This is a genomic window from Nostoc sp. (genome assembly GCF_036917775.1).
Taxonomy (GTDB): Bacteria; Cyanobacteriota; Cyanobacteriia; order Cyanobacteriales; family Nostocaceae; genus Nostoc.
Genome location: NZ_JBALEQ010000107.1, coordinates 19,804 through 44,335, shown reverse-complemented (window position 1 = coordinate 44,335; position 24,532 = coordinate 19,804). Strand labels below are relative to the sequence as shown.

The following is a 24,532-nucleotide window of genomic DNA, read 5'->3' as shown; positions in this document are numbered from 1 at the left end:
AACATCGGAGACTTTTATTTATATTGCCATGATCCGTATCATGGTGAGGCGTTTGGCATAATTTCTGACCTCTAGAAACTTTTCAAACAACCTCTTAGATTTCAATAAAAACTCTTTGCCCCGAATGGCACTAACATAAGCCCAAAGGCTGGAAAGCATTCAGGGCGAGGGCTGTATCTTCTAATTGGTGCCAGTCATCAATACCCATAAATGAATTTCGCTTCTATATCTCAAACGCTCTTGATGGTATGATTGTGAGAATTTTTACAGAATAGTAGGTAATAGTATTTACCTTCAAACGCGTTGATCGCAGTGCCTGGTATTTTCATAAACTTAATTCACTGGTATTGCCTTTAAATACTCTACTGATTTACTTCCCTCAGTAGAGTATTTTTGTGGAAATTCGATTTCAAGCAATAGCGGCTAAGAGCGTCTGTACTCACTCAATCGCTAGGCTATTGCCTTTGTGGGGAAAGAAATCTCTAAGAATGAGGTACAACGCCGAGAAAGGTGATTTGCTCAACATTCAAGACATTTTCGATGAACCCATCACGTTTAATGGTGTAATTGTTGCAGCTGCCGATGATAGTGTAATTACTTTTGAAGCCAGGCAGAATTAGCTTGTCCCATCCCGAACCGCCATCAATGGTAGCATTCCCGTAACCAACATCAAATGTGTCGTTTCCACATCCACCTTTAATTAAGACATTGGCAATATCGCCGCCTTGGTTTGAAACAGGATTACCGTTAGCATCAATTCGACGGGCTTTGAAGTAATCGTTACCGCTTCCACCATCAATGATGCCGCCTTGGATGCCAATGCTGGTGCCATAGCCAGTAAGGGTATCATCTCCAGCCCCTCCACAGATAATGCCATTAGTATTAAGAAAACCGATGCCTTGATTAATGCCAGTACCGATTAGCTTATCGTTCCCATCGCCTAAACTGATAATGCCACTATTAACAATGCCTATACCTACGCCGGCTCCAAGCTCCCCAAAAGGCGTACTGCCAGTTCCATTGCCACCAGTGCCTGTACCAGAGATGAAGTCGTTTCCAACTCCTCCACTAATGACGCTACTGCCACTGTTGTCGATACCTATACCCTTACCCGCATTATAATCTGTACCAATAGGAGCTAGACTTGCCCTCCCGCCCTTGCCGATACCAATAATAGAATCGTTTCCAAGTCCTCCACTAATGACGCTACTGCCACTGTTATCGATGCCTGTACCATCTCCACCAAGAACTGTATCAGTTCCAGTTCCCTTGATGGAATCGTTCCCTTCTCCTCCATCAATGCTGCTATGTTGAGTGTTAGAGATTCCTATAGCAGTCGATGATATTCCAATTCCAGTACCCTCGATAGAGTCGTCCCCTTTTCCTCCATCAATACGGCTATGCTGAGTATTATCAATACCTGTAGGAATGCCTATACCGTAACCGTCACCTCCGGTTCCGATTCCCTTGATTAAATCTTTTCCGTCTCCTGCATTAATGTAGCCACCCTGAGTGTTAAAGATACCGATACCAGGTACATAGCTTCGATACTCCAAACCACCAGTGCCGATGCCAGAAATAATATCGTCTCCCAATCCAGCATTGATGATGCCATTATTAGCAATGCCAGTGCCGATACCACCATTGAAACCACCGTTGTCCTCCCTGCCGATGGCACTACCCTTGATAGTGTCGTTACCTCCTTTAGTATCAATGACTCCTTTTTTTAGAACCTCAATTCCAATTGCGGGGAATGCATTATCTTCTTGACCTGTCACCAAATCCGAACCAGAGGTGCCGATGAGTAAGGGAGAAGAAACAATTAATCTGGTCATAATATAACTTTCCTCAATTGAGTGCGATCGAGTTTTAATCCCTGAAAGTCTTGTTCTTTCAATCAGAATTCACAGAGTCAGAACTAGAAAATTTCAGATATATTTATGTTGGTTAACGAATTATTCGTCGTCATCTCAAATTAATGTCGCTCAAGCTTGCTCGGATGTAATTTTTGCCTTAAATTACCTTTTAGCTAAAGCAGTATCAAGGGAATAGGATAATCGAAAAAAAGCTTATCTGCTGCTATCTTTTCACCTATTCCTTACTACAACTTACTTGTGAAGGTCATAGTTCTTAAGCGAGACTAAGAGGATGTTTTAAAAGGTTTTTTGTTTCAAGTTAAAGCACAGGAAAACATCTCTGTAAATGGCTGAAACCTTTATTTTCCTTACATTTACTTAAAGTAATGAGAGCAAAATTATACTCTTCGAAACTTTTAAAACATCTTCTGAGAGTGTTTAATGACGAAAAATAATTTGTGATTCGACACTTGGAAACAGGGAATATTTAGATTAAATTGATAATAATTAAATACCGAAAATTTACCTAGATGTCTATATTTGCATAGAAATCTTCGTGTAATATTTATATTTTTGACTAAAAAATGTATATATAAGCACTGAACTTTATGTAATCTTTAATATTTGCCACCCTAATTATACAGAGGTAGTAAAGCAAAATAAATAATCATCTCATATTAACTTAATGCAGTTATGACAAAGTTATAACAAAAGGATGAAGATATATTTTTACTGAATAGGCTAACTTGATATGAATATTAAGTCTTTTAAATTCAAGCTCATTTAGTCATCAAAAAATAAATCAGTGATGTGGCGGTTAAACCAGCCACAAAGGTGAAAGCTGTTTTGAAAATTTGACGGCGGGGAGAACAACCAAAGATATATTGTAGGTTAGGTTTCATAATTAATAAATCCAGAAGCTAATATAGCTTATCTTTTCAATATCTCTAGGAATTACGCATTGACAGAAAAGACCAAGTATAGATAATTTTAAAAATCAGATACGTCGTAGCTCACATCTTGCACCAAGAAAAATTGATGTAATTTTATTACTCAGTAAAAAAGTAAAACGCTTGATTTAGCTATAAAAACCCATAAAAATTGGGTAGCTTTATCGTGCATCTTTGGACTTTACCTGGGGTTGCACTTAGAGATGCAAGATATGAGGTAGGGGCAATTCATGAATTTCCCCTATGATGCGGGTCTATTTACCATCAATAAATGATTAATAAAAACCTGAAAGTATTTATTGATTCATTCCTCTCTCTATTGCCATGTTTGAAATTCATCAATGGCGCTACGAATTAAGGAAGTTATTTGAGTGCGGCGGGTTTCAAAGTTGGCGGCAGTATAAATCAGCAGAATGCCAACTAGTAAGCCAACAACCCATTTTAAAAAGGAATACTGCAAACTAAAAATTACCGATTGATAGATTGTAGTAATTAAAAAAGTGGCTGTACCAATGTAGAGAAAAGCCCGCACTCGCAAAGCTAATCCGGCAAAAATGGCGATTAGGCTGAAAATTCCAGGTATCCAGGCTGTGTTTTGATTAAATAAAATTGCCCATCCACAAATTAAACCACTACCTAGCAATCTCAGAATATGGCGAGGTGTTTTGTACTCTGGTAGCCTCAGTTGGGTATCTACTTGAGCAATATAAAGCAGTGATAATCCAATTGGCGTTACATACCATAAAGTATCAGTCAGGTGTAAGGAATCAAACCATCGGTAAACTGCCCAATCAATCAGCGCCACGCTAACATAAGTAAAACGGATGTTTCTACCAATCTTTGCGAGGAAGATGTAGAATCCAGCTGCGATTACCAAGGTAATGGGATAAGTTTGCAGTCTGGTTTCCCATAAAATTATCAGTGGTATGATGTAGGCGGCTTGCTGCCAAGGTTTTTTAGACCAACCCCAACTTTCCCAAGGTAGGATATACAGAAAATAGGCTACCACACAAGCGATCGCACCGTTCCAAGGAACTAACGGCCCAGCCCAAAATTTTCCTACTGCTGTCTCGCGCCAATAAACCCTCATACCGGCTACCTCTAATAAGCCAAGGTAAACCCACATTTCGGCTATGGTGATTCCTCCCAATATGCTGGGGGAAGTACGCGAATTTCGTCCTTGAAAGATAGCATAACGGATCAAAAATACCCCTGTTGCTAATCCCACCAAACGATTAATTCCAATGGGAAGAGGAATGGCAGCCATTAATAAACAGCTACTCCAAGCCCAATGAATATGGGCAATTCTTTTCAATTCTTGGGGAGTTAGGCGTAAGTAGTTGACAAGCCTTGGTGACAAAATACGGTAAGCATACATGATACTTGCACCAAGGGCAGACATGGCAATTAATCCATCACCTAATGCTCCTCCTGAAGCTTGTGACATTTGATAGAACAAAAGTTCATAAGCAGAAAGGGATACGCCAATGATTCCTAAGTACAGCAGGGGTTTAAAGTTCTCGCGCCGTCGCCCTACGCCAATGATGATTAAAGCTACACCCAAGGAATATAAACCAGTCCACTCGGTGAAGGTGTTAAAACGCAGCAACACACTGAATGCACCATAAATTAAGGGCAAAATGTGAAAACTGCTAGGAAGCCTTTCTAATTGATGTCGTCGCCGCCACCACTCACCGACAAGTTGAGTGATTAAACCTAAAGCGATATTTGCGATTGGCAAGCCACGCTCCGCGATCGCAATTTTAACAGTTGAGTGTTCTCCAAATCCCAACACTTGGGCAATTAATAATTCTAAAGACCAACCAATGCCATAGAATGCCCAATTAGTCGGTTCTCGCCAACTCCGATAAACAATAGCTGTCAAGGTAATTAAAGTGGCAGCTAAGTACAAAAATCCCGAAGTGATAAATCCTGAATAAATCAGCACTGAGTGTAGCGTCAAACTCAACAACTCAAAAGCACACAATGCGATCGCCCATTTATCACTGGCGGCTGCATAATTAAGTACTAATTCGTTTCCGCGTCGGCTCAAAACTGTCCTAGCTAACCATAAACTTAGGATAGCGATCGCGCCTACGAGAAACCAACCTCCGAGAACGAGGTGAGGTAAACCAGGTACACCCGTCCACAGCAGCGCCACGATGAAACTCAGAGCAAATCCTTCTGTAATTACCGCAGATAGTTGGTTTCGTAAATAGCGCGTATTTACGAACATTAGTCCTGCACCTACTCCCAAACCAATTAATCTGGTTCCTGGCAACTGTAGAGTAAGTAGCTGGGCAACTCCCACAGCCAAGACACTCAAGTAACGGGTAGTAGTCCGACGTTCTGTAATTGTGCAATTTGCAACACCTGTGAGAGCTATAGGCGTAACTAGCCATAAAGATCCCAAATAAGCTTGGCTATCAGCGACACCATACCAAGATGATTCTGCATTCATCCACAATAGGAGAAAACTAGCGGCGGCTAGTCCTAAACCGACATCCCAAGCACTACGTTGCCAGACTCCTCCTTCTACGCTAAATCGCCATTCTGCAACCATCAGAGCTAATAAAATACTTGCCCAGACTTGTTGACTTAGGGTTGGTGCCAGCCAATTAATGGTAGAGCAAAATGTCAGCACCCCGATGATGTGAGTTAGATATACCAGGGGAAGGGATGCGGGGGAACGGCGTTGAGTGACGAATGCCAGAGTGATGGTAGAAAATAATAGATTTAGCGATCGCAATACAGGATTTACAATGGCGATCGTTGTTAAAAAGGCTCCCAGTAAGAGGGTGAGCAGTTCGCCAAATTTAGCTAATTCTCGCTTTTCGGTGCGATGTAGGCTATCTGTAAGCGCCACCATCAAAATTATGTAGGGAAATAAAGCTACACCCAGCAAAGCCCAAGGTTCATTTTGAGAATTTGTGAGTTGAGTAGCAGTTGCGATCGCTAATTTCTGTAAGTTATCAGGTACTAATCGCCAACCTAGCCAAATCGCCTGTAAACCGATGACGAAAACCGCAGCGAAGTCTAGCTTTAAACTGTACCGCCGCAATCGACTTCCCACAAACCACAAACCTAAACCACTTACAGCTATTGCTTGCCAAGGATAATTTACTACCGAAACCAGCCAACCCAAAAAGAGGAGAATACCACCGAGTTTTTCCCAAAGAAAGAGAGACGAGGGGAATGGAGGAGATGAGGGGAATATTACAGTTACATCCTCTGCTTCCCCTGCCCCCTGCCCCCTGCCCCCTGTCCTCTTCTGTGCTAACCAAGTTACTAACCAGCCGCAAATACCAATTGCTAACCCCAGTTGCGTGACATCTACCCTAGCGACAAAAATCGCCCGAACTAGGAGTACTATTAGAGCATAAATAATTACAGCAGCAGGTAAACTAATACTTAATCTGTTACGGTCGCTTCTATCTTCCTCACTGACAATATTAGGCTGTTGGTAATTGTGAAAAATAGTAATTATAGTTGTGCCAATCATTGCTACATAGACGGCAATTAAGGGGAATCCTGGCAATTGCCAACCCCAATGCAGATAACTCAACCCTAGAATATTGGCTACAGGTAATTTGCCAGTACGTAAATTAGTAAAAATAGTCCGATTTTTGGAGAGTAAAACAGTTATAGCAGTGAGGGTAGGCCAGGCGATCGCAACTGCAACCAAATCCACAGGATTTTGCCACAATTTAAAGCTATCCATTGCCCAGAAGTTCACTGGAACTAACAAAAGGGTGACAATCAGCAAAGTTTGAGCCGTCAATCTCAGGTTGTTTTGCCTAGTCGCCCAAAAGCTTAATCCCCAAAAACTCAGAGTATAAGCAAATAAAACTCCATACTGTCCCGAAGCAGGAAACTTTTCCCACTGACTCGCAGCCAGTACCCCAGAGGATACCACTACCAGAAATACCCCTAGAAAAAGCAGCCAGCGTACACTCAGTTCTGCCCCCAAGGACTGCAACATTGTACTGACAAAGTTGGGTTTGACTGTTTTTTGTTGTGGTTGTCTACGGCGGCTAGATTGTAAAGCTGCTACGGGTAACTCCTCCACAGGATCAGAAGTTAAAAAAACTACCTTTTTTTTAGCTTCAGGCTGGGGTGACAACACCACCGAACACACCAGAAACTCTTGGCATAGCTGCCTAACTTGGGTATCGGATATTAAACCTAAACGCAGCCATATATCTAATCCTTCTAGTAAATGAGGATGTGACGATGGCAGTCTAATTTCAAATTTTAGCGGGCGCTCAAGGGGCGATGACATAAGCGGCAGCAGTATCAGTATATACTTTAAGTAGATTTCAATTAAAGTATATTTTGGCTCTAATTGTGCCACTTATTAGGCTAATTGATGTTAATTTTTAACCTAGTAACGATATTCAAATACTAACTGTCTGGTTTTAAAGCCTAGGTGCGATCGTATCCTTGGTTTAGGTGGATTTTGTTACTTTCCATAGTAAGTGGTTTATCTGCTGTAACTTGGAGTTATAAATTTTCTCAATTCCCGCTTTTAAATAATCAGAGCAATTGAACAAGAATATGTCAGTAAAACCATTAGCAACATCAGGTAAGCTATTCTTTTTGACAATTTGAAACTGCACATTGGGATCAACTAAATGACCAAGCATTTGTATTGATGGAATTATGCCAGCATCACTAATTAAAAGCGGCTGATTACCTTGACTAATAATGTTAGCTATTTTCGGATATTCTTGGTATTTTTCAGGGAATTGATTCCACCAAATCTTAGCTTGCGAGTTGAGACTACAAGATATCACTCCGCTCGTAATTATCATAAATAGAACAAGTAGCCAGAGCTTTCTTTGCCAAACGTTAGGAGAAATAGAAGTTAATTTAGTAGTAAGTAAGTAAGCAACAGCTAATTGTATACCTAAAGTTAAGGGAAGGGTATATCGAGTAGTAGCGTAGCGCTTTTGAAAGACAAAATCCAATATTAATAGGGGAAGCCCTAGCGATCCAATCAAGGTTAAGACAAATAACCAAACTTTTTTAGGTGTGCTTCGACAAAGAATATAAATTGAATAGAAAATTAGAGAAAAAATAATTATAATCAATGGAATTAATGCAAACTTAATTTTTCCTGAATCACTAGGACTAATACCCAAATCAAGAAACGTGCGGCTCAAGATACCAGCCCATCTTGCCACTGACCCAAATAACGTTTGTTTAGCATTTGCCCAATCTACTGCTTGTGGCTGAGGGTTGGTAATAATAATCCAAAGCCAAGGTACAAAAGTTATAAACCCTGCAAAGAATGAAATTAGGTAATCAATTGTGGTTTTATTCAATCGAAAGCGTTCGATTGTAATTACATAAATTCCCTGTGCAAGAGCAACCAAGGCAAAAAATATATGAGTATAAAACCCTACTACTAATGTTGCTGCATAAATCCACCAACTAACCTTTGTTTTAAGGCGCATGGCTCGCAGCATTGCGAAGCTCGACATTAAGATGGCTACTATCCATAAACTGTATGCTCGTGCTTCTTGTGCATACACGACCTCAACAGGTGAAACAGCTACCAAAGCTATGGCCATCCACCCGATTAGTGAAGACCCAAATAATTCTTCACATAGCAAATAAATAAAAGGAAAAGTGAACAGACTAGTGAATGCCGAAAAACTTCTTACCGCCGCTACAGAATCACCAAAGTGTTGTACCCAAAACCTAGTCATTAAAATGTATAGCGGCAAAATTTGTGAGTCTTCTACAATAATCCCTTTAATTGTATCAATTGTATTTTTTTCAGAATTGGGATATTGGTATTTACTCAAATCTTTTATAGTAAGCAAACTACCATTGCTTAACTGCTCATTAATTTCTGACTGCATATAACCCGATATGCGTAATGAGGAGAAAACTTCATCACCCCAATAGAGCTTTTTGTCAATATTGACGAAACGGAAAAATACACCTATTACTAATAGGATTATGATTAAGAAACGTAACCAAAATTGAGAATTTAGCCAGTTTTTTGACAATTGCTTTCTCATGTAGTTCTCGATCTCCTCAAAGCATGAATTAACGGGGATAAAATTTTATTCTTATCATGATAAAAGGTTCCATCTATAGTTGAAACCTAGAGTTTTTTAAAAGATATATTTATGTAGGTTGGGTGGAGTGAAACGCAACCCAAAATTACCACCAAATTTTATGTTGGGTTACGCTATCGCTGCACCCAACCTACAAAACTACGCTTCTCAATGTAGACTATGTTTAATATTTAGCTATTAAACTAATAACAAAATTGCCAAATATTTTATTTCCCCCTTTTTACTATTTGTTTTGAACATCTTAGACATAATACCGACAGTAAATATCTAGATATCCTCTCACAAATTAACACTCAATTAGTGTCAAACAAATTGTTTATAAATATATAAGCTAAAAGTATCCTCTATCCATAGAATGAACTTTAAAAATTTTGCAGATTTTAGCAACAAGATATCATACAAAATGCAATTGGTTATCTGTTGTTTTATAGTATAAATTAAATAATATAGAAATATGGATACGGAGCATCATAGATTTTTAAATTTACTATTGCGCTGCATTAGGACAAGAATAAGAGAATGGATAAACGTACTGCATCTAGGTTTAAACAAGCTACGCGCAGTATTTCAGAGAAAACTGGATTTCCGCAAAGGAAAGACATTTATAAAGAGTTTGTGTCTCAGTTTCGTGAATTTTTTAAAAATTGGGATACTTCCTATAGATATATAGCAGTCTGCTTTGATTTTGGAAATTTATTTGCGTGGTGCGCGTTCGCGGAGCGTGTCGCAGACAAGCGCAGCGCAAGAAGTAATAGGCAAGAGCAAAGAAGGCTCTTTTACTTTACTTTGCAAAAATCAAATAGGATTCCTACATGATACTTATAGCGTAGATGTAAAATACTTGTGTGAAAAATAAAAATATTTAATAAAGCTAATATTAAGATATTATAAATACACCTTGGAGTAGGATTGAAACCAAAGAATAGGTTAACGTTTGTTTAAAGCCTCCACATCTTTGCTAAAAGCAGACTCACTTACCACTACTGAAACATTTAGGGCCGCCAAAACATCCTAATTTTGCCACCGACTCTACTTATTACCATCTTCCAGTAATAGAATTAAGGACGAAGCTTTTGTAAAGCTTTCAACTATCACAAAGATAGAACCTGTAGTAGCGGATTTTGCCAAATGTCAGGAAATCAAAATCTGTATCCCAAAATAGGCCCTTAATATAGTAGCATATAAAACGCTTGTAAGATTTTTTATGACTTCCCGCATTCGCTTTTTGATGTGTCCTCCTGACCACTACGATGTAGACTATGTGATTAACCCCTGGATGGAAGGGAATATTCACAAATCATCGCGCGATCGCGCCGTGGAACAGTGGCAGGGATTACACCAGATCCTTAAACAACACGCCATTGTAGACTTAGTACCACCCCAAAAAGGTTGGCCTGATTTAGTTTTTACCGCCAACGCTGGCTTGGTACTGGGGGAAAATGTCGTACTCAGTCGCTTTTTACATAAAGAACGTCAGGGAGAGGAACCTTTCTTTAAACAATGGTTTGAAGAAAATGGTTATACAGTCAATGAACTACCTAAAGATTTGCCCTTTGAAGGTGCAGGAGATGCACTCTTAGATCGAGAAGGACGCTGGTTATGGGCGGGATACGGTTTCCGTTCAGAATTAGATTCTCACCCTTATCTAGCTAAATGGCTGGATATTGAGGTTCTCTCTTTGCGACTCATAGACGAACGTTTCTATCACTTGGATACCTGTTTTTGCCCGTTAGCAAATGGCTATTTGCTGTACTATCCAGGCGCTTTTGATTCTTACTCCAACCGCTTAATTGAAATGCGAGTCGCACCAGAAAAGCGAATCGCAATTGCTGAAGCCGATGCAGTTAACTTCGCTTGTAATACGGTGAATGTGGACAGCATTGTGATCATGAACAAAGCGAGTGATGCTTTGAAAACCCGCCTTGCAGATGTGGGTTTTCAAGTGCTGGAAACACCGCTTACCGAATTTCTCAAAGCTGGTGGTGCAGCTAAATGCTTAACCTTGCGGGTAACGGAACCAGTTAGAGATGAAATTCATGCCAATGTCTCGGTAGAAAGCCGAATCATTCGTATGGAAGGACACTTGCTGGATGCTGGCTTAATTAACCGCGCCTTGGATTTGATTATAGATGCCGGGGGAAGTTTCCAAGTCTTGAATTTCAACTTGGGAGAACAACGGCAAAGTACCTCCGCCGCCGAAGTGAAGGTATCAGCACCATCTCATGAGGTGATGGAAGAAATCATCTCTCTATTGATTGATTTGGGTGCAGTAGATTTACCCCATGATGAGCGAGACGCAATCTTGGAACCTGTAATCCAAGATGGTGTAGCGCCTGATGATTTCTACGTAAGTACAATTTATCCTACCGAAGTCCGAATTAATGGGCAGTGGATCAAGGTAGAAAATCAGCGCATGGATGGCGCGATCGCAATTACTCAAACCTCCTCTGGCTTCGTAGCTAGGTGTAAAATACTACGAGATTTAGAAGTTGGCGAACGAGTAATTGTAGATGTACTAGGTATCCGTACTATTCGTAAAACGGAATCGCGCGAACTACGCAGCACCCAAGAATTCAGCTTCATGTCGGCGGGCGTTTCCAGCGAACGGCGCGTGGAATTGGTGGTTGAACAAGTAGCTTGGGAATTACGGAAAATCCGCGATGCTGGTGGTAAGGTAGTTGTCACGGCTGGGCCCGTGGTGATTCACACTGGTGGCGGCGAACACTTGGCGCAACTGGTTCGGGAAGGATACGTACAAGCGCTACTGGGTGGAAATGCGATCGCAGTTCATGACATCGAGCAAAATATCATGGGCACTTCCTTGGGTGTGGACATGAAGCGGGGTATCGCCGTTCGTGGTGGACACCGCCATCACCTGAAGGTAATTAATAGTATCCGTCGTTATGGCAGCATTTCCAAAGCTGTGCAGGCGGGGGCAATTAAAAGTGGCGTGATGTATGAGTGCGTCCACAATAATGTACCTTTTGTGCTTGCGGGATCGATTCGGGATGATGGGCCTTTACCTGATACCCAAATGGATTTGATTCAGGCACAGGAGGAATATGCTAAACACCTAGAAGGTGCAGAAATGATTTTGATGCTGTCATCAATGCTGCACTCCATTGGCGTGGGAAATATGACTCCGGCGGGGGTGAAGATGGTGTGTGTGGATATTAATCCGGCTGTGGTGACTAAGTTAAGCGATCGCGGTTCTGTAGAATCGGTGGGTGTGGTGACGGATGTGGGATTGTTCCTGAGTCTGTTGATTCAGCAGTTGGATAAGTTGACAAGTCCTTATGTTAATAAGGTAGGTTAGGGAAACGAACCGCAGAGGCGCAGAGGACGCAGAGAAAGGGAAATGACAAGAGTAGCTTTCAGGGAAGAGTTTCAGGTTAATTGGGTAAGTTTGATTGCTGATTTCTTGTTAGTAGGGATGGTTTTTGGCCCGCCAATTGCTCCCTTTCTGGCTGCGTCTGGAGTGTCTTTGCTTCCTGGGATTGCGGACATCATTTATTTCATGGGTAATCATGTGTGTCCGCAACCAACTATGGGGTTAGATTTAGCACCACCATATATTATGGCTGTGTGTATGCGCTGTTACGGCACTGTCACGGGTTTGCTGATTACTCGCCTGTTGTATGGGGTGAATGGTGGTAAAGGATTTTACTGGTTAAGTCAGTATGGATGGAGTGGTGTGGCGATCGCTAGTGTGCTGATGATGGCTTATCCTTTAGAATTGGCAGCACAAATTTTCGGTTTGTGGAGTTTTAATAATTATCTAGTTACACCTTTTGGGTTGATTACGGGTTTAGCGTGGGGATTGTTTACTATGCCCATTTTCCACGGGTGGCGGGATGCTAAAACTAGTTTGGATCGATTTTAGTCTTACTCCTAATTTCTTCTTCAAATCAGCATCCCAGCAATACAAGCGGTGATAAAACCCGCTAAAGATCCGCCAATCATTGATCTTACTCCCATACGAGCTAAATCATGTTGGCGATTAGGTGCTATCCCAGTAATACCGCCAATGGTAATGCCAATTGAACCTATATTTGCAAAGTTACATAAGGCATAAGTCGCAATAATTACTGCACGTTGGGAAATTTTACCACTTTCAATTAATGCCTTCAAATCCAAAAAAGCAATAAACTCATTGAGAATTGTTTTTGTACCCAACAAAGCCCCCACTTGCTGACAATCAGCCCAAGGTACGCCCATTAACCACGCTACGGGAGCCATAAAAATAGACAAAATTAACTGTAATGATAGTTGCGGTAAACTCACAAATGCCCCCAACCATCCCAGCAGTGCATTTAAAGCAGCCAATAATCCTAAAAAGGCGATAATTATTACCCCAACATTAACCGCTAGTTTCACACCATCAATTGCCCCGGCTGTAGCAGCATCAATTGCATTTACATAATTGGTTTTTACATCTGCCTTTACTTCACCAAGCGTCTCTGATACTTCTGTTTCTGGATACAGCAATTTTGATACTACCAATGATGTGGGAGCAGTCATAAAAAAAGCAGCAATTAGGTGTTCTGCTGGTATCCCAAAAGAAAGATATGCCCCTAGTACTCCACCTGCAATGGTGGCAAAACCACCCGTCATTACGGCATGAAGTTCTGATTGCGTCATCTTCGCTATATAGGGTTTAACCATCAGTGCTGACTCTGTTGGCCCTAAAAAGATGTTACCCGCACAGGATAAAGATTCAGAACCCGATGTTTTTAACGTCTTCATCATTAGCCACGCCATCACATTTACCACTCGCTGTAAAATGCCGTAGTAATATAAGACACTGATAAAGGCAGAGAAAAAGATAATTGTTGGCAGCACTTGGAAGGCAAAGAAATGATCCTTAAAATTTTCTCCAAAGACAAATTTGGCACCAACATCAGAAAATGCTAAAAATTTGCTGACAAAATCTCCCAAAAATTTAAACACAGTCAAACCCCAAGGAGTTTTAAGAATCACGATTGCCAATGCAAATTCTAATCCCAACCCCCACGCCACTATGCGCCAACGCACCGCTTGACGATTAACCGAAAAAGCGTAGGATATACTGATAAAAACTAAGATTCCCAACGCAGAGATGGCGCGTTCCATGTTCACTCCCAAAAAGGTATCACTAAGGCACTTGGACACAAAGCATACACAAAAATCTGCCTTCTTTTGTGGCTTTGTAGTCAATTACTAGAGTTTTGATGCTGTAAACAAGAAATTAGCGCACAAAGTCAGGCTTTTCCGGCCTCATCTGCAAGTAAGCAAGCAGTTCTGCGGCTGATGTGCTAGTTCTAAAAAATACCGATGAGTAACCGTCTCCCCCAGAAACGACTCTCCAATCAACTAAGGTGAGTTCTGGTGACTGCGCCAACGCAATAATTAGTGAGGTATCACTTGATTATGTGTGCCCATCAGTGAGAGGTTAGAGTGATTGCACATTTGTCAAGAAGGAGCAGGAAAAGGCGATAAATCGAGCTTGGAGACTGGCTTTCGGAGTGCTTTGACTACTCCTAAATCTTGATTCTCTTTTGCAGCAAAATACTTAATGGGGTCATCGGCGTTACCTTTATCGTAGGCAACGCTGAAATTGCTGGAGTTCTTCTTCTGGCAGTGGTTCAAAGAAAGCATCGCCGAGTTGTCCTTTCAATAAACCAGTGGTGCGCGGTTCGACTTCGCTCACCGCAAGAGGTTGTCTATGTTCTTGACTTAAACCTAGCCGAAAGTAGTAATTAGGTCATAAATTTCTGCTAGTTTGTCTTCAGGGATGTCTTGCAATTCTTGGACAATCTTTTGGATCAGCATAAGTCAAATTCTTCGCTGGTTGTTAATCAATAAGTTAGGAATATGCGACTACTTTGTTGCTTAATTGAGCAATAAAATATTTTTTCTCGCTTTGCGCCTTGGCTCGAAACTTTCATCCCGTTAGTCTGCAACGCTGAATTTTTACTATTCCTGTAAAACAGTCTTTGATACAATTCTAGTTTTCTTGAGGTCAGCTTCCGAAAGTTCTTCCCCTGCTTGCAGGCGAGTGGCGGAACTTTGCAACACTGTCGCCGCCCCTTTATCTCCAATTTGTAAAGCGGTTTTAGCAGCCGTTTGTAGCATCGTTGCTGCACCAGTGCGATCGCCTTGTAGCAATTTCGCCTCGGCTAACTGGGTTTGGCGATACTTCGCTAATGCCAAAATAGACTGCTGTACCTGGGGATTAGAAGCCGGTTGATATGCCCGCACCACCTCTGCATACACCGGCATCAAGGGCGAAAGTAAACCTTCTTGGTTAACTAACGGGTCATCATAGCGAATTTGCAGATGCCCGATCACTTGTTTACCCTCTGGCAATTGTCCCAGATAAATATTCGCCAAAACTACCCGTTCTACATCCTGCATCAAATCTCCCAAACGTACAGCAAAGCTACCATCAGCTTCTCGTTCCACTGGTAACTCGATTGTGTCTGGGGCAACTTGGGCAATGGGTTTCAATTCTGCTAATCGGACATTGGGCACTAGAGATAACAGCAAGTAGGCATTAGTTAATCCAATCGACTGAATCCGTCCAAACAGTCGGCTAAATTGCTCCACAGCTTGTTCAGGATGTTCAATATGAGCTAGAGTACCACCACCGACATCGGCAATTTTTTCTAGCAAATCTTGATTCCAGCTATTGCCAAATCCGAAAGTGTTGATAGTTAGGTTCAGTTTGGCAGCTTTTTGCGCCAGTTTGACACAGCGCTTATTGTCATCTCGCCCAATATCCCACTTCCAAATCCGCAAACTGCTTTCACCATGCCCATCCGTCAGCAGAAACGCCTGGGAAACAGCTCCTCTTGTCCCCTTCATCAGTTCTGTAATTCCCAGTTCCAAACCCTCAGCGATCGCAGTACCGCCGCTAGCAGTCAGTTTGCTTTTAATTTGGGATTTGATGCTTTCGGGGTCTTCGATCGCTTGGTTAGGGATAATGACTTCCGCAGAACCGGAAAAAGCCACAACTGAGATGCGATCGCCAACTTTCAACCGATCTATTAATCCTTCCACTGCCTGAATCACCGTTTTAATCGGTTGTCCGTGCATAGAACCACTTCTATCCAGAATCAGGCAGAGGTTAAGGGGTAGATTTTGGTCAAACTCGCCAGCGATCGCAAAAATCGTCATTGCTAGTTGACGTTGGCTACTTGTTTGAGCCAGATCAACATTATTGTCATTTAACGCCGAGAGCAATTTAACTTTCATCTAAACTTGAATTTACTGGGGAGGGGTATCTTGCAAAACTGTTTTGGAGACAATTCTGGTTTTCTTGCGATCGCTTTCAGATAAATCTCCACCAGATTGTAGCTGAGTGGCAGAAGTTTGCAACACCGTCGCTGCCCCAGTATCTCCCATTTGTAGAGCAGTTTTAGCAGCCGTTTGTAGCATTGTTGCTGCACCAGAGCGATCGCCCTGTTGCAATTTCGTTTCGGCTAGCTGGGTTTGGCGATATTTAGCTAATGCCAAAATAGACTGTTGCACCTGGGGATTCGGATCTGCTTGGTAGTTTCTCACTACATGGGCATAAACTGGGATATTAGGTGTAACTAAACCTACCTTGTTGGCGGCTGGATCGTCGTAGCGGACTTGCACGTTAGCGATCGCTTGTTCACCTGCTGGCAATTGTCCCAAATAAATATTAGCTAAGATTATCCGTTCTGCATCTTTCATTAAATCTCCCAACCGCACAGCGAAGCGTCCATCAGCTTCTTGTTGCAGTGGTAACTCAATTGTGTCTGGGGAAACTTGGGCAATCGGTTTAAGTTCCGCTAGGCGGACATGGGGCATCAGAGACAATAACAGATAAGCGTTAGTCAATCCCACTGTTTGAATGCGGCTAAACAGGCGATTAAATTCATCCACTGCCTCTTCCGGCTTTTGAATGTAAGATAAAGTCCCTAAACCAGCATCAGCAATTTTTTCTAAAACATCTTGGTTCCAATTGTCACCAAAGCCCAGAGTGTTCAAAGTCAAATTATAGCTAGCAGCTAATTGGGCAAATTTCAAACAGCGATTATTATCACCATGTTCATTTTCCCCATCGGTTAATAAAAAAGCTTGGGAAACAGTATCTTTCTTTCCCTTCGCCAACTCCTCAATCCCCAAACGCAGTCCTTCATCAATGGCAGTCCCACCATCGGCGGCTAGTCGGTTAATTTGATTTTTGATTTTTTCTGGATCTTCGACACTTTGGCTAGGTACTAAGACTTTGGCACGGTGATCGAAAACCACAACACTGAGGCGATCGCTAGGATTAAGTCTATCTACCAGACGATTCGCTGCTTTTTTGACCGTTTCTAGCGATCGCCCATTCATAGAACCACTGTGATCCAGAATTAAACATAAATTCAGGGGCACATGGCGGTCTTGAGTCTCTGCGATCGCTGAAATCGAAATTCCCAACTGACGTTGACTATTCAGTTGATTCGCGTCCAAATTACCATCATTCAAGGCAGGCTGCAAGCTAACCTTCATAACTTAAAGTCCCTATTCAGGATATACATATTTATAAATAACTTCAAAGCACCACTTTAGCTCTACGGAAAACCTATCCAACACAAATACATGAATATAATCAGAATATCTTAGAAGCCAAACATTGGCAGATGCAAAGCCACCTGAAGCATTAGGGAGAAATCCGCACCTTGAGGGAAGCGTGCATCGCGCTAGGATGTATTACAGTTAACGGCATAGTTTCAGGCGATCAGTTGCTATGGACATTTCCCCAATCAAAGCTGTTCAAGCCCCATATTACGGCGATAGCTCTTACCGGACACCACCGCCAGATTTACCTTCCCTCTTATTGAAGGAGCGAATTGTCTATATTGGGATGCCACTGGTGCCTGCTGTCACGGAATTAATCGTGGCCGAGTTGCTGTTTTTGCAGTCCGACGACCCAGAAAAGCCCATTAAAATCTATATCAACTCCACCGGCACTTCCGGTTACAGTGGCGAACCCATTGGCTTTGAAACCGAAGCCTTCGCCATCTACGACACCATGAAATATATCAAGCCTCCTATCCACACCATCTGCGTCGGTTCTGCGATGGGTATGGCAGCCATGCTTCTCAGTGCTGGTACAAAAGGTTGCCGCGCTAGTTTGCCTCACTCTTCGATTATCCTGCATCAGCCCAAGAGCTACGCCCAAGGTCAAGCAACGGATATTCAAATTCGGGCAAGGGAAGTTTTGGTAAATAAAGGGGCGTTGGTTGATATTTTAAATCGCACCACCGGACAGCCCCCAGAAAAAATTGCTAAAGATATGGATAGGTTGTTATATCTAACACCTTACGAAGCGAAGGAATACGGTCTAATTGACCGAGTTTTTGAGAAAGAAGAACTCGCAAATCCCCCCCTTCCAGCCAGTGTCCTTTAGTCAGTGCTGAGTTATGAGTGCTGAGTGCTGAGTAGAGACGCGATTAATCGCTTCTGTACAGGAGTATATGAGTGATTCGTAACTCTCCCACCGCCGCCAAATTATTAAAAACGGAGTAAATTATGCCTATAGGCGTTCCTAAAGTCCCTTACCGGATGCCCGGAGGACAATATACAGATTGGATTAGCATCTACGATCGCCTTTACCGGGAACGGATTATATTCTTGGGACGAGATATTGATGATGAAATTGCCAATCAAATAATTGCTGTAATGCTGTATCTGGACTCAGACGATCCAGGTAAAGATATTTATTTATACATCAATTCCCCAGGTGGAATGGTTACATCTGGCATGGCTATTTTTGACACCATGCAACATATAAAATCAGATGTAGTGACTATTTGCGTTGGTTTAGCTGCTTCAATGGGGTCTTTCCTGTTGGCTGCTGGCACCAAAGGTAAACGCCTAGCATTGCCTCATTCACGGATTATGATTCACCAGCCTTCAGGTGGCACCCGTGGACAAGCAACCGACATCGAAATTGAAGCTAGAGAGATTCTGCGGATTCGTCACCAGCTTAATGGCATTTATGCCGATAAAACCGGTCAGACCATAGCAAAAATTGAAAAAGATATGGATCGTGACTTTTTCATGTCTGCTGAAGAGGCTAAAGAATACGGTTTAATTGACCGTGTGATTGAAGAACGAACCTCTATAGTCGCAGGCGAGTAGGGAAGCAGGGAGCAGGGAGCAGGGGGGAAAGAAATAACTAATTCCCCATTCCCCATTCCCCATTCCCAAACAAACTGTCAACATTGAACTTTAAAATAGAAAATTAGCCTTTATCATTAATAGTCCAGGCTTAAAGCTGATATTGACAGATAATAGCCAATAGCTAAATATTTGATAGCTCATAGCTCAAGATGGATCTTGGAGATTGCTACCGTTTGCTAGGTTTAAGATCGGGAGCTTCTTTTGCTGATATCAAAGCGTCTTATCGACGATTGGCGCAGCAATATCATCCCGATATCAACCCAGATGACAACAAAGCCAAAGATAAGTTTATTGCCTTGACAGAGGCTTACAAACTCCTGCTGACGGTAGTACTGCCAGAGGAAACTGCTGCACATTCAACTCAGGTGTCAACTGGGCGTGATGCTGCTAACACAACGCAGCGACAGAAAACACCAGTCACAACTGTGGTAAACCAACAACCAGGGAAACCAAAGCCGCCTAATCTGTTGGAAATAGAAGAACGGCTGAAGTGGAAGACTTATGAACAATTGCAGCGATTTTTGCAAGAAAAACGATTTCCGCAAGCGATCGCACTGGTGGAAGCTTTAGCAGATCGTTTGTCAACAGATCCAGAAGTTCGCCAATGGCAAGCGATCGCTTATCAAATTTGGGGACGGGCGCTAATCTCTGAAAACCAATTGCTCAAAGCCAGAATTTATCTCAAAAAAGCTTTGAAAACAGACCCCCATAATAAAAGTCTCTGGTATGAAGTGCAACGCGATTTCCAACGCTTAGAACAAATTTTTTAAAGATTTACAAAATTTATTGAAAATCAAAATCTCGTTTCTAAGTTCTAACAACAAGGGCAATTTATAAATTGCCCCTATCTATAAATTTTAAATTTTCAGCTATTGTTTGTATAATTCCTAAGTTACTCGACGTGGAAAAAGCAGCAGCGCGTCCGGTTAAACTGATAAGGAAGAAAATAGCAGATTAGGCAGTGAATAACATAGTGCGGTTAGTTTTGACAGCAATATTGCTGATGCTAGTTACAGCTTGTGGCAGTATTGGATTGCTACCGACTAGCGAATTGGTGCAAAAAGCGATCGCACTTGGGCTAGAGCAAACTCAACAAAAACTTAGCCAACAGTTGGATCTAGATTTTCAAGGATTTGAAATCAAGCGGCTATCAATTACCCAAGAACAACCCCTAACGATTGAAAATTTACCAGCTTTCCACGTTCGGGGAACCTACGACTTGATTCTCAAGCTACCAAAACGGCGCTTGACGCAACCAAAACAACCCTTTGATGTTTACTTGCAAATTCAGCAAGAAGGTAAAACTTGGCGATCGCTAATTCCAGAAAAGGGTAGTAAAAATACTCAACCAATTTGGCGTAGTTATCTCATCCAATAGAGACAGGGAAAGGTTTGAATTGTCTCACCTTTTCCCAAACTACAAGTTAGTCTCCTGCATCAATTGATTCAAAAAATTGCGAAATTTGTTTAATCGAGCGAATGTGATAAACATTTTTGATGCTTTTAGCCTGCTCGATATACTCACGATATTTTGGGGTTAAATATTTGTCACATAACCAAAGCACACGGTAGCTAGTAAGTGAACTCTTTAATATTGGACTATTGGAGGGCCAGCCTTCTGGCGGTTTAAAGTAACCTGTGATTAGTCGTTTAGTTACCCACCATCCATGCACATATAGCGGTAAATCGACAAAAACCAGAGTATCTGCCTCGTCAAGTCGTAGCCAGAGAGTTTCCATACAACCAAACCCATCAATAATCCATCGGTCAGTAACTAGAATTTGCTGATGGGCGTGCTTATAATCTTCATGTGGAACCTCTGTGCCTCCTGATTGATATTGAATCTTGTCCAATACGTAAAGTGGCAAACCAGTGATTTGAGATAATCTCTTGCTTAGAGTTGATTTCCCGCCTCCAGTATTGCCAAACACCGCTACTTTTTTCATCGCCACTCTCCTTTTAGTGCAATCAAGTCAAATTTGGCACAAGCTTGTCACGAAAGAATAAAAGTTTTAGCTATATTACCTTTATACTACAGAATGTGTTATCAAAAAATTTTTACTACCGGGACTTAAAATTTTTGAGGCATAAAAAAGACTCAAACCTTGAAATTCTACAAAGCAGTATTTCATTATTTCTAACTTCTCTGTTTCTAAGTAGTGGTTCATTCTATTTATTGAATATGTGCAACTCGAAAAACCATCACAATCATCTCTGTTGGGATTTTCCAAGAAAAAGGTAGCAAAGATACCCAAGCTAATTAGCGTAGCTATATTACTCAAAAACTATTGTGTGCAAATAGAAAAACCATCACAAGCATTTCCGTATAACTGCTGGGATCTCGTCATGATCGAGATGATGGTTTCATCGGAGATAAGGCAAAATGTATATTAACTTTTTCATTAGTTCCATCGCTGGAATTGTGATTGTGGTACTAGCGGCTTTTGGCTTACTGCAATGGTTGCATATCCCTGCTGGTAACTTTCTTGATTGGGTAATTGGTGGTGCAAGTTTTTGGTGGCTGTTAGTAATTGTTACCGTACCGTGGAATGTGCATTTTCAAGCCAAAGAAGTTTTAGCAGAAGCTGCACAATCAACTGAAAAAGGAATTCCAGTCGATCAGAAACAAGTGAAGTATGTCACATTGTTGGCAAAGCGATCGCTCTGGGTTGCCATTGCCTTACACTTATTTTCAGCCGTTGGTCTTTATACCCTTGCGGCCACTGGTATTAGTACGGTGGGATATATAAGTTCTGGTGCAGCTTTGTTATTAACAATTCTGCGTCCAGCTATTCGAGCTTATGAGTATTTATATGCGCGGTTAGCAATGATTCGCCAAGAATGGAAGTATCCACGCGAAGATATTTTTGAATTGCGCGATCGCTTCTCGATATTGGAACAAAAAATCCAGTTGTTAGAAGATCAACTCAACCCAGAACAACCCTATTCATTACCCGCAACTCAACAACGCTTCGCCGAAGAGACTCGCAGAGATTTAGCTCGGATTGCAGCTAATTTTGAGGAATTACGGGCGACAAATCAAACTGAACATGAGCGTTTGGCAAGAGAAGCACGAACTGCGATCGCGCAACTTTCCACCGACGGGCAATTTCTCGATCATGTCCGCGAAATTATTCGATTTTTTAAGACTGCTTAATTATTACTCTCATCGCTAACCAAATTTTAAATTTTGGATCGTGCTATATAAATATTCATCATCCAAAATTTAAAAAGTTTCTTCAAAGAGGGTTAATGAGGCTCTACAAACACCAAGAGAAGTTTGACATAACAAAAAATTATTTGTTTGGTATATAAAGATACTACTACTTTCCAGGGCAATGAAGAAAACCAAATATGTTATAACTTTGTACGGATGATGTTTGGTGAAGCTCACATAACTTCAGGAGTACTTACGGTGAATCAGATACAACTGACTTTAACTATCGGTTATCTGTTAATGACATTTTATTTTTTAATCAATTGGTTAATATTTGCTCTACGTCATCCTGCTTCCACTCCAGAAGATAAATTTTTATCGGTTGTAATGTTTGTGGTAACAACTATCTTCTGGCCCCTGATGATTCCGATGTCTTGTTTAGAAATAGTTCAAAAAAAGCAAATAGACTTTAATAAAATTATTCCTGTTCTCTTAGCAATATTTATATTTAGTATTTCATATTATTTGACCGAATAATTCATAATTTCTGATCACGAATTGCATAGATATAAAGAGAAGCCGGAGGATTGACTTGTGACCCTCCGGCTTCTTTATGCAACACATTACTTTAATTTCTTAGGCAGTCTACTTATTAAATTGAAAATTCCTAACGTCGTCTGCTGCCAAAACCACTTGAGCGGCGGGGTGCTGTACTACGTCCACTACCAAAACCACTGCCAGAATTGCGTCTGGTAGTGCTGGAATTGCCAGAGGGTCGCAACGTACTACCACCAAAACCAGAACCAGAAGGACGGTTATTACCTGTAGTGCTACGCGGTGTATTGCGTATATTTGTATTTCCAGGATATGACCTTCTAATCGTCCCTGTATTGCGGAACGCAGTCCGATTTGTCACGGCTGCGGGTGGCGCATTGTAGCGAGTTTGGTAGTTTTGAACTGCTTGGCCATAGCTACCGCCATATCCACCGAAGCCACTTAATCCTTGTCCTGATTGATAGACAGGGGGTACATAATATTGGGGTCTAAACAACATACTACCAATTGCCTGTCCCGCCAAGCTACCAGCCACAGACCCAGCAAAGGGTGCCCAAAAGTTATTTTCTCGACGGACTACAACCGTCTCTTGTTGTCCGGTTTGGGGATTCGTTTTATTCTCGGTAACGTTGTGGACATACTCAATTTTAAAATCTTCCGTCAGATATAAAATCGGTTGTCCTTTATCTACCTTCAGATATGTCTTCTTACCTTGCTTGATTTCATCATCAGTTAAGCGTGCCATTTGCAAATTTTCGGTTGCAAAGGTTGGGGGATTATTGTTAAGTAAAAACAAGCTGTATTCACCAGTTGCATCGTCATAAGTAGCTTGTTGTATTTTATACTCTCCATCACTCAGCTTTGTGTTAGTAGAGGTTTGGCTAACGTTCTTAGCGGGAGGATTAGCTTCGTTTCCCCCACCACAAGCGACAGTTGTGACACACAAACTCAGAGCTAAAAAAACGGCTGTAAATTTACGTACTATGGTCATGATCATTGGATTATTGTCCTATCTCTGAGCTTAACAATTTCTCGATGTGAGTAGTAAGTACGGACTACCCAACATATTATAAAGGAATCAATTCTGGGTAATATTGCAACAGTTGATCGCTAGTGAGTTCATCGCCTAACTGTGCTGGGGAGAAATGTACTTGAATTGCCTTTAATCTATGTTTATAATGCAAATTTATCAATGCTTTCAATCCTTCCTTGAGTGCCTGAACGTTAGAAAGATCGGTTTCTAACTCTGGTACTTCTCCTTCATAAGCTACTGTAATCATTACAATGACGTTGCGAGTTACAGGTATAGATAAAGGTTCATTCAATCCATCAGAACTGTAATCTGGTTCACTGAGATATCTTTCGGCAGAGTCAGTAAATAATTCATTGACATAATCTCCCGCCTCGCCTTCACTCCAAAATACGTCGCCTTCGTTGGCAGCAGAAAGCCAATATTCATCGTATTGTAGAAGAGTTTGACTAATTTCTACTAATCCTTCTCCCAAAACTTCTAAGTCACCATCGACATCGATCGCATCTCGCCCAGCACTATTTAATACTCCCAAAATTGGCGCTACCTCGCCTCCCCCCAAGTGCAGAAATAGGCGAAAGACTACATAGCGAGTTCGACCGATCATTTTATTAAAGAGATTGCTCATTTTTCCTCCAAAATTTTGTCATTTGTCATTTGTCATTTGTCATTTGTCTAATAACTAATTTCCATTCCCCATTCCCCATTCC

The 24,532-nt window shown here is 41.5% G+C and carries 17 protein-coding genes and 2 pseudogenes; 7 read left to right on the top strand and 12 right to left on the bottom strand.

From position 1 onward, the window contains the following. Nucleotides 1-482: 482 nt before the first annotated feature. The 4 genes from V7K69_RS21505 to V7K69_RS21490 form a co-directional block, all read right to left on the bottom strand. Nucleotides 483-1,835 carry a hypothetical protein gene (locus V7K69_RS21505; RefSeq protein ID WP_335038018.1) on the bottom strand — a complete coding sequence of 451 codons (1,353 nt, stop codon included), beginning with the start codon at nucleotides 1,833-1,835 and terminating at the stop codon, nucleotides 483-485. 800 nt (nucleotides 1,836-2,635) lie between these two features. Then, nucleotides 2,636-2,758 (bottom strand): hypothetical protein, encoded by a 123-nt coding sequence (locus V7K69_RS21500; protein WP_335038016.1) that lies wholly within the window; start codon nucleotides 2,756-2,758, stop codon nucleotides 2,636-2,638. Nucleotides 2,759-3,122: 364 nt separating this feature from the next. Then, nucleotides 3,123-7,088, bottom strand: a complete 3,966-nt coding sequence (locus V7K69_RS21495) for a DUF2157 domain-containing protein (protein WP_335038014.1) — start codon at nucleotides 7,086-7,088, stop codon at nucleotides 3,123-3,125. A gap of 166 nt (nucleotides 7,089-7,254) precedes the next feature. Beyond that, nucleotides 7,255-8,838, bottom strand: a complete 1,584-nt coding sequence (locus V7K69_RS21490) for a glycosyltransferase family 39 protein (RefSeq protein ID WP_335038012.1) — start codon at nucleotides 8,836-8,838, stop codon at nucleotides 7,255-7,257. Nucleotides 8,839-10,102: 1,264 nt separating this feature from the next. On the opposite strand from V7K69_RS21490, the gene argZ reads away from it, so the two are divergent. Beyond that, on the top strand, nucleotides 10,103-12,214 hold the full coding sequence (argZ, locus tag V7K69_RS21485; RefSeq protein WP_335038010.1) for a bifunctional arginine dihydrolase/ornithine cyclodeaminase: 2,112 nt from the start codon (nucleotides 10,103-10,105) through the stop codon (nucleotides 12,212-12,214). 42 nt (nucleotides 12,215-12,256) lie between these two features. Then, nucleotides 12,257-12,781, top strand: coding sequence for a DUF2085 domain-containing protein (locus V7K69_RS21480; RefSeq protein WP_335038008.1), 525 nt, complete (start codon nucleotides 12,257-12,259; stop codon nucleotides 12,779-12,781). A 20-nt stretch (nucleotides 12,782-12,801) separates the two neighbouring features. Here the strand turns inward: V7K69_RS21480 and V7K69_RS21475 are convergent, their stop codons facing one another. From V7K69_RS21475 to V7K69_RS21455, 5 genes and pseudogenes are all read right to left on the bottom strand, one after another. Then, nucleotides 12,802-14,010 (bottom strand): NupC/NupG family nucleoside CNT transporter, encoded by a 1,209-nt coding sequence (locus tag V7K69_RS21475; protein WP_335038006.1) that lies wholly within the window; start codon nucleotides 14,008-14,010, stop codon nucleotides 12,802-12,804. A 351-nt stretch (nucleotides 14,011-14,361) separates the two neighbouring features. Then, nucleotides 14,362-14,496, bottom strand: a pseudogene (locus V7K69_RS21470) (IS4 family transposase); the annotation flags it as partial. After that, nucleotides 14,474-14,709 (bottom strand): annotated as a pseudogene (locus V7K69_RS21465) (hypothetical protein). The pseudogenes V7K69_RS21470 and V7K69_RS21465, both read right to left, overlap by 23 nt. Before the next feature lie 144 nt (nucleotides 14,710-14,853). Next, the gene (locus V7K69_RS21460; RefSeq protein ID WP_335038004.1) at nucleotides 14,854-16,134 is read right to left on the bottom strand and encodes a vWA domain-containing protein; all 1,281 of its coding nucleotides are present in this window, start codon (nucleotides 16,132-16,134) and stop codon (nucleotides 14,854-14,856) included. Nucleotides 16,135-16,146: 12 nt separating this feature from the next. Continuing rightward, nucleotides 16,147-17,403, bottom strand: coding sequence for a vWA domain-containing protein (locus tag V7K69_RS21455; protein WP_012407742.1), 1,257 nt, complete (start codon nucleotides 17,401-17,403; stop codon nucleotides 16,147-16,149). Nucleotides 17,404-17,641: 238 nt separating this feature from the next. On the opposite strand from V7K69_RS21455, the gene V7K69_RS21450 reads away from it, so the two are divergent. The 4 genes from V7K69_RS21450 to V7K69_RS21435 all read left to right on the top strand — a co-directional run bounded on the left by V7K69_RS21450 (nucleotide 17,642) and on the right by V7K69_RS21435 (nucleotide 20,458). After that, complete coding sequence (locus tag V7K69_RS21450; RefSeq protein WP_114080125.1) at nucleotides 17,642-18,304, top strand: ATP-dependent Clp protease proteolytic subunit; 663 nt, start codon at nucleotides 17,642-17,644, stop codon at nucleotides 18,302-18,304. A 122-nt stretch (nucleotides 18,305-18,426) separates the two neighbouring features. Continuing rightward, nucleotides 18,427-19,038, top strand: coding sequence for an ATP-dependent Clp protease proteolytic subunit (locus V7K69_RS21445; protein WP_012407740.1), 612 nt, complete (start codon nucleotides 18,427-18,429; stop codon nucleotides 19,036-19,038). 191 nt (nucleotides 19,039-19,229) lie between these two features. Further along, entirely contained in the window at nucleotides 19,230-19,850 is a 621-nt protein-coding gene (locus V7K69_RS21440; RefSeq protein ID WP_335038000.1) for a J domain-containing protein, read from the top strand. A gap of 200 nt (nucleotides 19,851-20,050) precedes the next feature. Continuing rightward, on the top strand, nucleotides 20,051-20,458 hold the full coding sequence (locus tag V7K69_RS21435; protein ID WP_114080353.1) for a hypothetical protein: 408 nt from the start codon (nucleotides 20,051-20,053) through the stop codon (nucleotides 20,456-20,458). 46 nt (nucleotides 20,459-20,504) lie between these two features. Here V7K69_RS21435 and V7K69_RS21430 read toward each other — a convergent pair whose 3' ends face one another. Then, nucleotides 20,505-21,026 carry an isopentenyl transferase family protein gene (locus V7K69_RS21430; RefSeq protein WP_335037998.1) on the bottom strand — a complete coding sequence of 174 codons (522 nt, stop codon included), beginning with the start codon at nucleotides 21,024-21,026 and terminating at the stop codon, nucleotides 20,505-20,507. A gap of 437 nt (nucleotides 21,027-21,463) precedes the next feature. Between V7K69_RS21430 and V7K69_RS21425 the strand changes: the two genes are divergently transcribed. Next, nucleotides 21,464-22,237: a hypothetical protein gene (locus V7K69_RS21425; RefSeq protein WP_335037995.1), complete on the top strand. Its 774-nt coding sequence runs from the start codon at nucleotides 21,464-21,466 to the stop codon at nucleotides 22,235-22,237. A gap of 667 nt (nucleotides 22,238-22,904) precedes the next feature. On the opposite strand, the gene V7K69_RS21420 is transcribed toward V7K69_RS21425, so the two are convergent. Further along, nucleotides 22,905-23,789, bottom strand: a complete 885-nt coding sequence (locus V7K69_RS21420) for a hypothetical protein (protein ID WP_335037993.1) — start codon at nucleotides 23,787-23,789, stop codon at nucleotides 22,905-22,907. Between the two features lie 70 nt (nucleotides 23,790-23,859). Next, nucleotides 23,860-24,450 (bottom strand): DUF1517 domain-containing protein, encoded by a 591-nt coding sequence (locus V7K69_RS21415; protein ID WP_335037990.1) that lies wholly within the window; start codon nucleotides 24,448-24,450, stop codon nucleotides 23,860-23,862. Nucleotides 24,451-24,532 lie beyond the last annotated feature (82 nt).

What these genes read in the sequence shown, in the direction of transcription:
- V7K69_RS21505 (WP_335038018.1), bottom strand. Translation starts at nt 1,835, where the DNA reads ATGACCAGATTAATTGTTTCTTCTCCCTTACTCATCGGCACCTCTGGT.
- V7K69_RS21500 (WP_335038016.1), bottom strand. Translation starts at nt 2,758, where the DNA reads ATGAAACCTAACCTACAATATATCTTTGGTTGTTCTCCCCGCCGTCAA.
- V7K69_RS21495 (WP_335038014.1), bottom strand. Translation starts at nt 7,088, where the DNA reads ATGTCATCGCCCCTTGAGCGCCCGCTAAAATTTGAAATTAGACTGCCA.
- V7K69_RS21490 (WP_335038012.1), bottom strand. Translation starts at nt 8,838, where the DNA reads ATGAGAAAGCAATTGTCAAAAAACTGGCTAAATTCTCAATTTTGGTTA.
- argZ (WP_335038010.1), top strand. Translation starts at nt 10,103, where the DNA reads ATGACTTCCCGCATTCGCTTTTTGATGTGTCCTCCTGACCACTACGAT.
- V7K69_RS21480 (WP_335038008.1), top strand. Translation starts at nt 12,257, where the DNA reads ATGACAAGAGTAGCTTTCAGGGAAGAGTTTCAGGTTAATTGGGTAAGT.
- V7K69_RS21475 (WP_335038006.1), bottom strand. Translation starts at nt 14,010, where the DNA reads ATGGAACGCGCCATCTCTGCGTTGGGAATCTTAGTTTTTATCAGTATA.
- V7K69_RS21460 (WP_335038004.1), bottom strand. Translation starts at nt 16,134, where the DNA reads ATGAAAGTTAAATTGCTCTCGGCGTTAAATGACAATAATGTTGATCTG.
- V7K69_RS21455 (WP_012407742.1), bottom strand. Translation starts at nt 17,403, where the DNA reads ATGAAGGTTAGCTTGCAGCCTGCCTTGAATGATGGTAATTTGGACGCG.
- V7K69_RS21450 (WP_114080125.1), top strand. Translation starts at nt 17,642, where the DNA reads ATGGACATTTCCCCAATCAAAGCTGTTCAAGCCCCATATTACGGCGAT.
- V7K69_RS21445 (WP_012407740.1), top strand. Translation starts at nt 18,427, where the DNA reads ATGCCTATAGGCGTTCCTAAAGTCCCTTACCGGATGCCCGGAGGACAA.
- V7K69_RS21440 (WP_335038000.1), top strand. Translation starts at nt 19,230, where the DNA reads ATGGATCTTGGAGATTGCTACCGTTTGCTAGGTTTAAGATCGGGAGCT.
- V7K69_RS21430 (WP_335037998.1), bottom strand. Translation starts at nt 21,026, where the DNA reads ATGAAAAAAGTAGCGGTGTTTGGCAATACTGGAGGCGGGAAATCAACT.
- V7K69_RS21425 (WP_335037995.1), top strand. Translation starts at nt 21,464, where the DNA reads ATGTATATTAACTTTTTCATTAGTTCCATCGCTGGAATTGTGATTGTG.
- V7K69_RS21420 (WP_335037993.1), bottom strand. Translation starts at nt 23,789, where the DNA reads ATGATCATGACCATAGTACGTAAATTTACAGCCGTTTTTTTAGCTCTG.
- V7K69_RS21415 (WP_335037990.1), bottom strand. Translation starts at nt 24,450, where the DNA reads ATGAGCAATCTCTTTAATAAAATGATCGGTCGAACTCGCTATGTAGTC.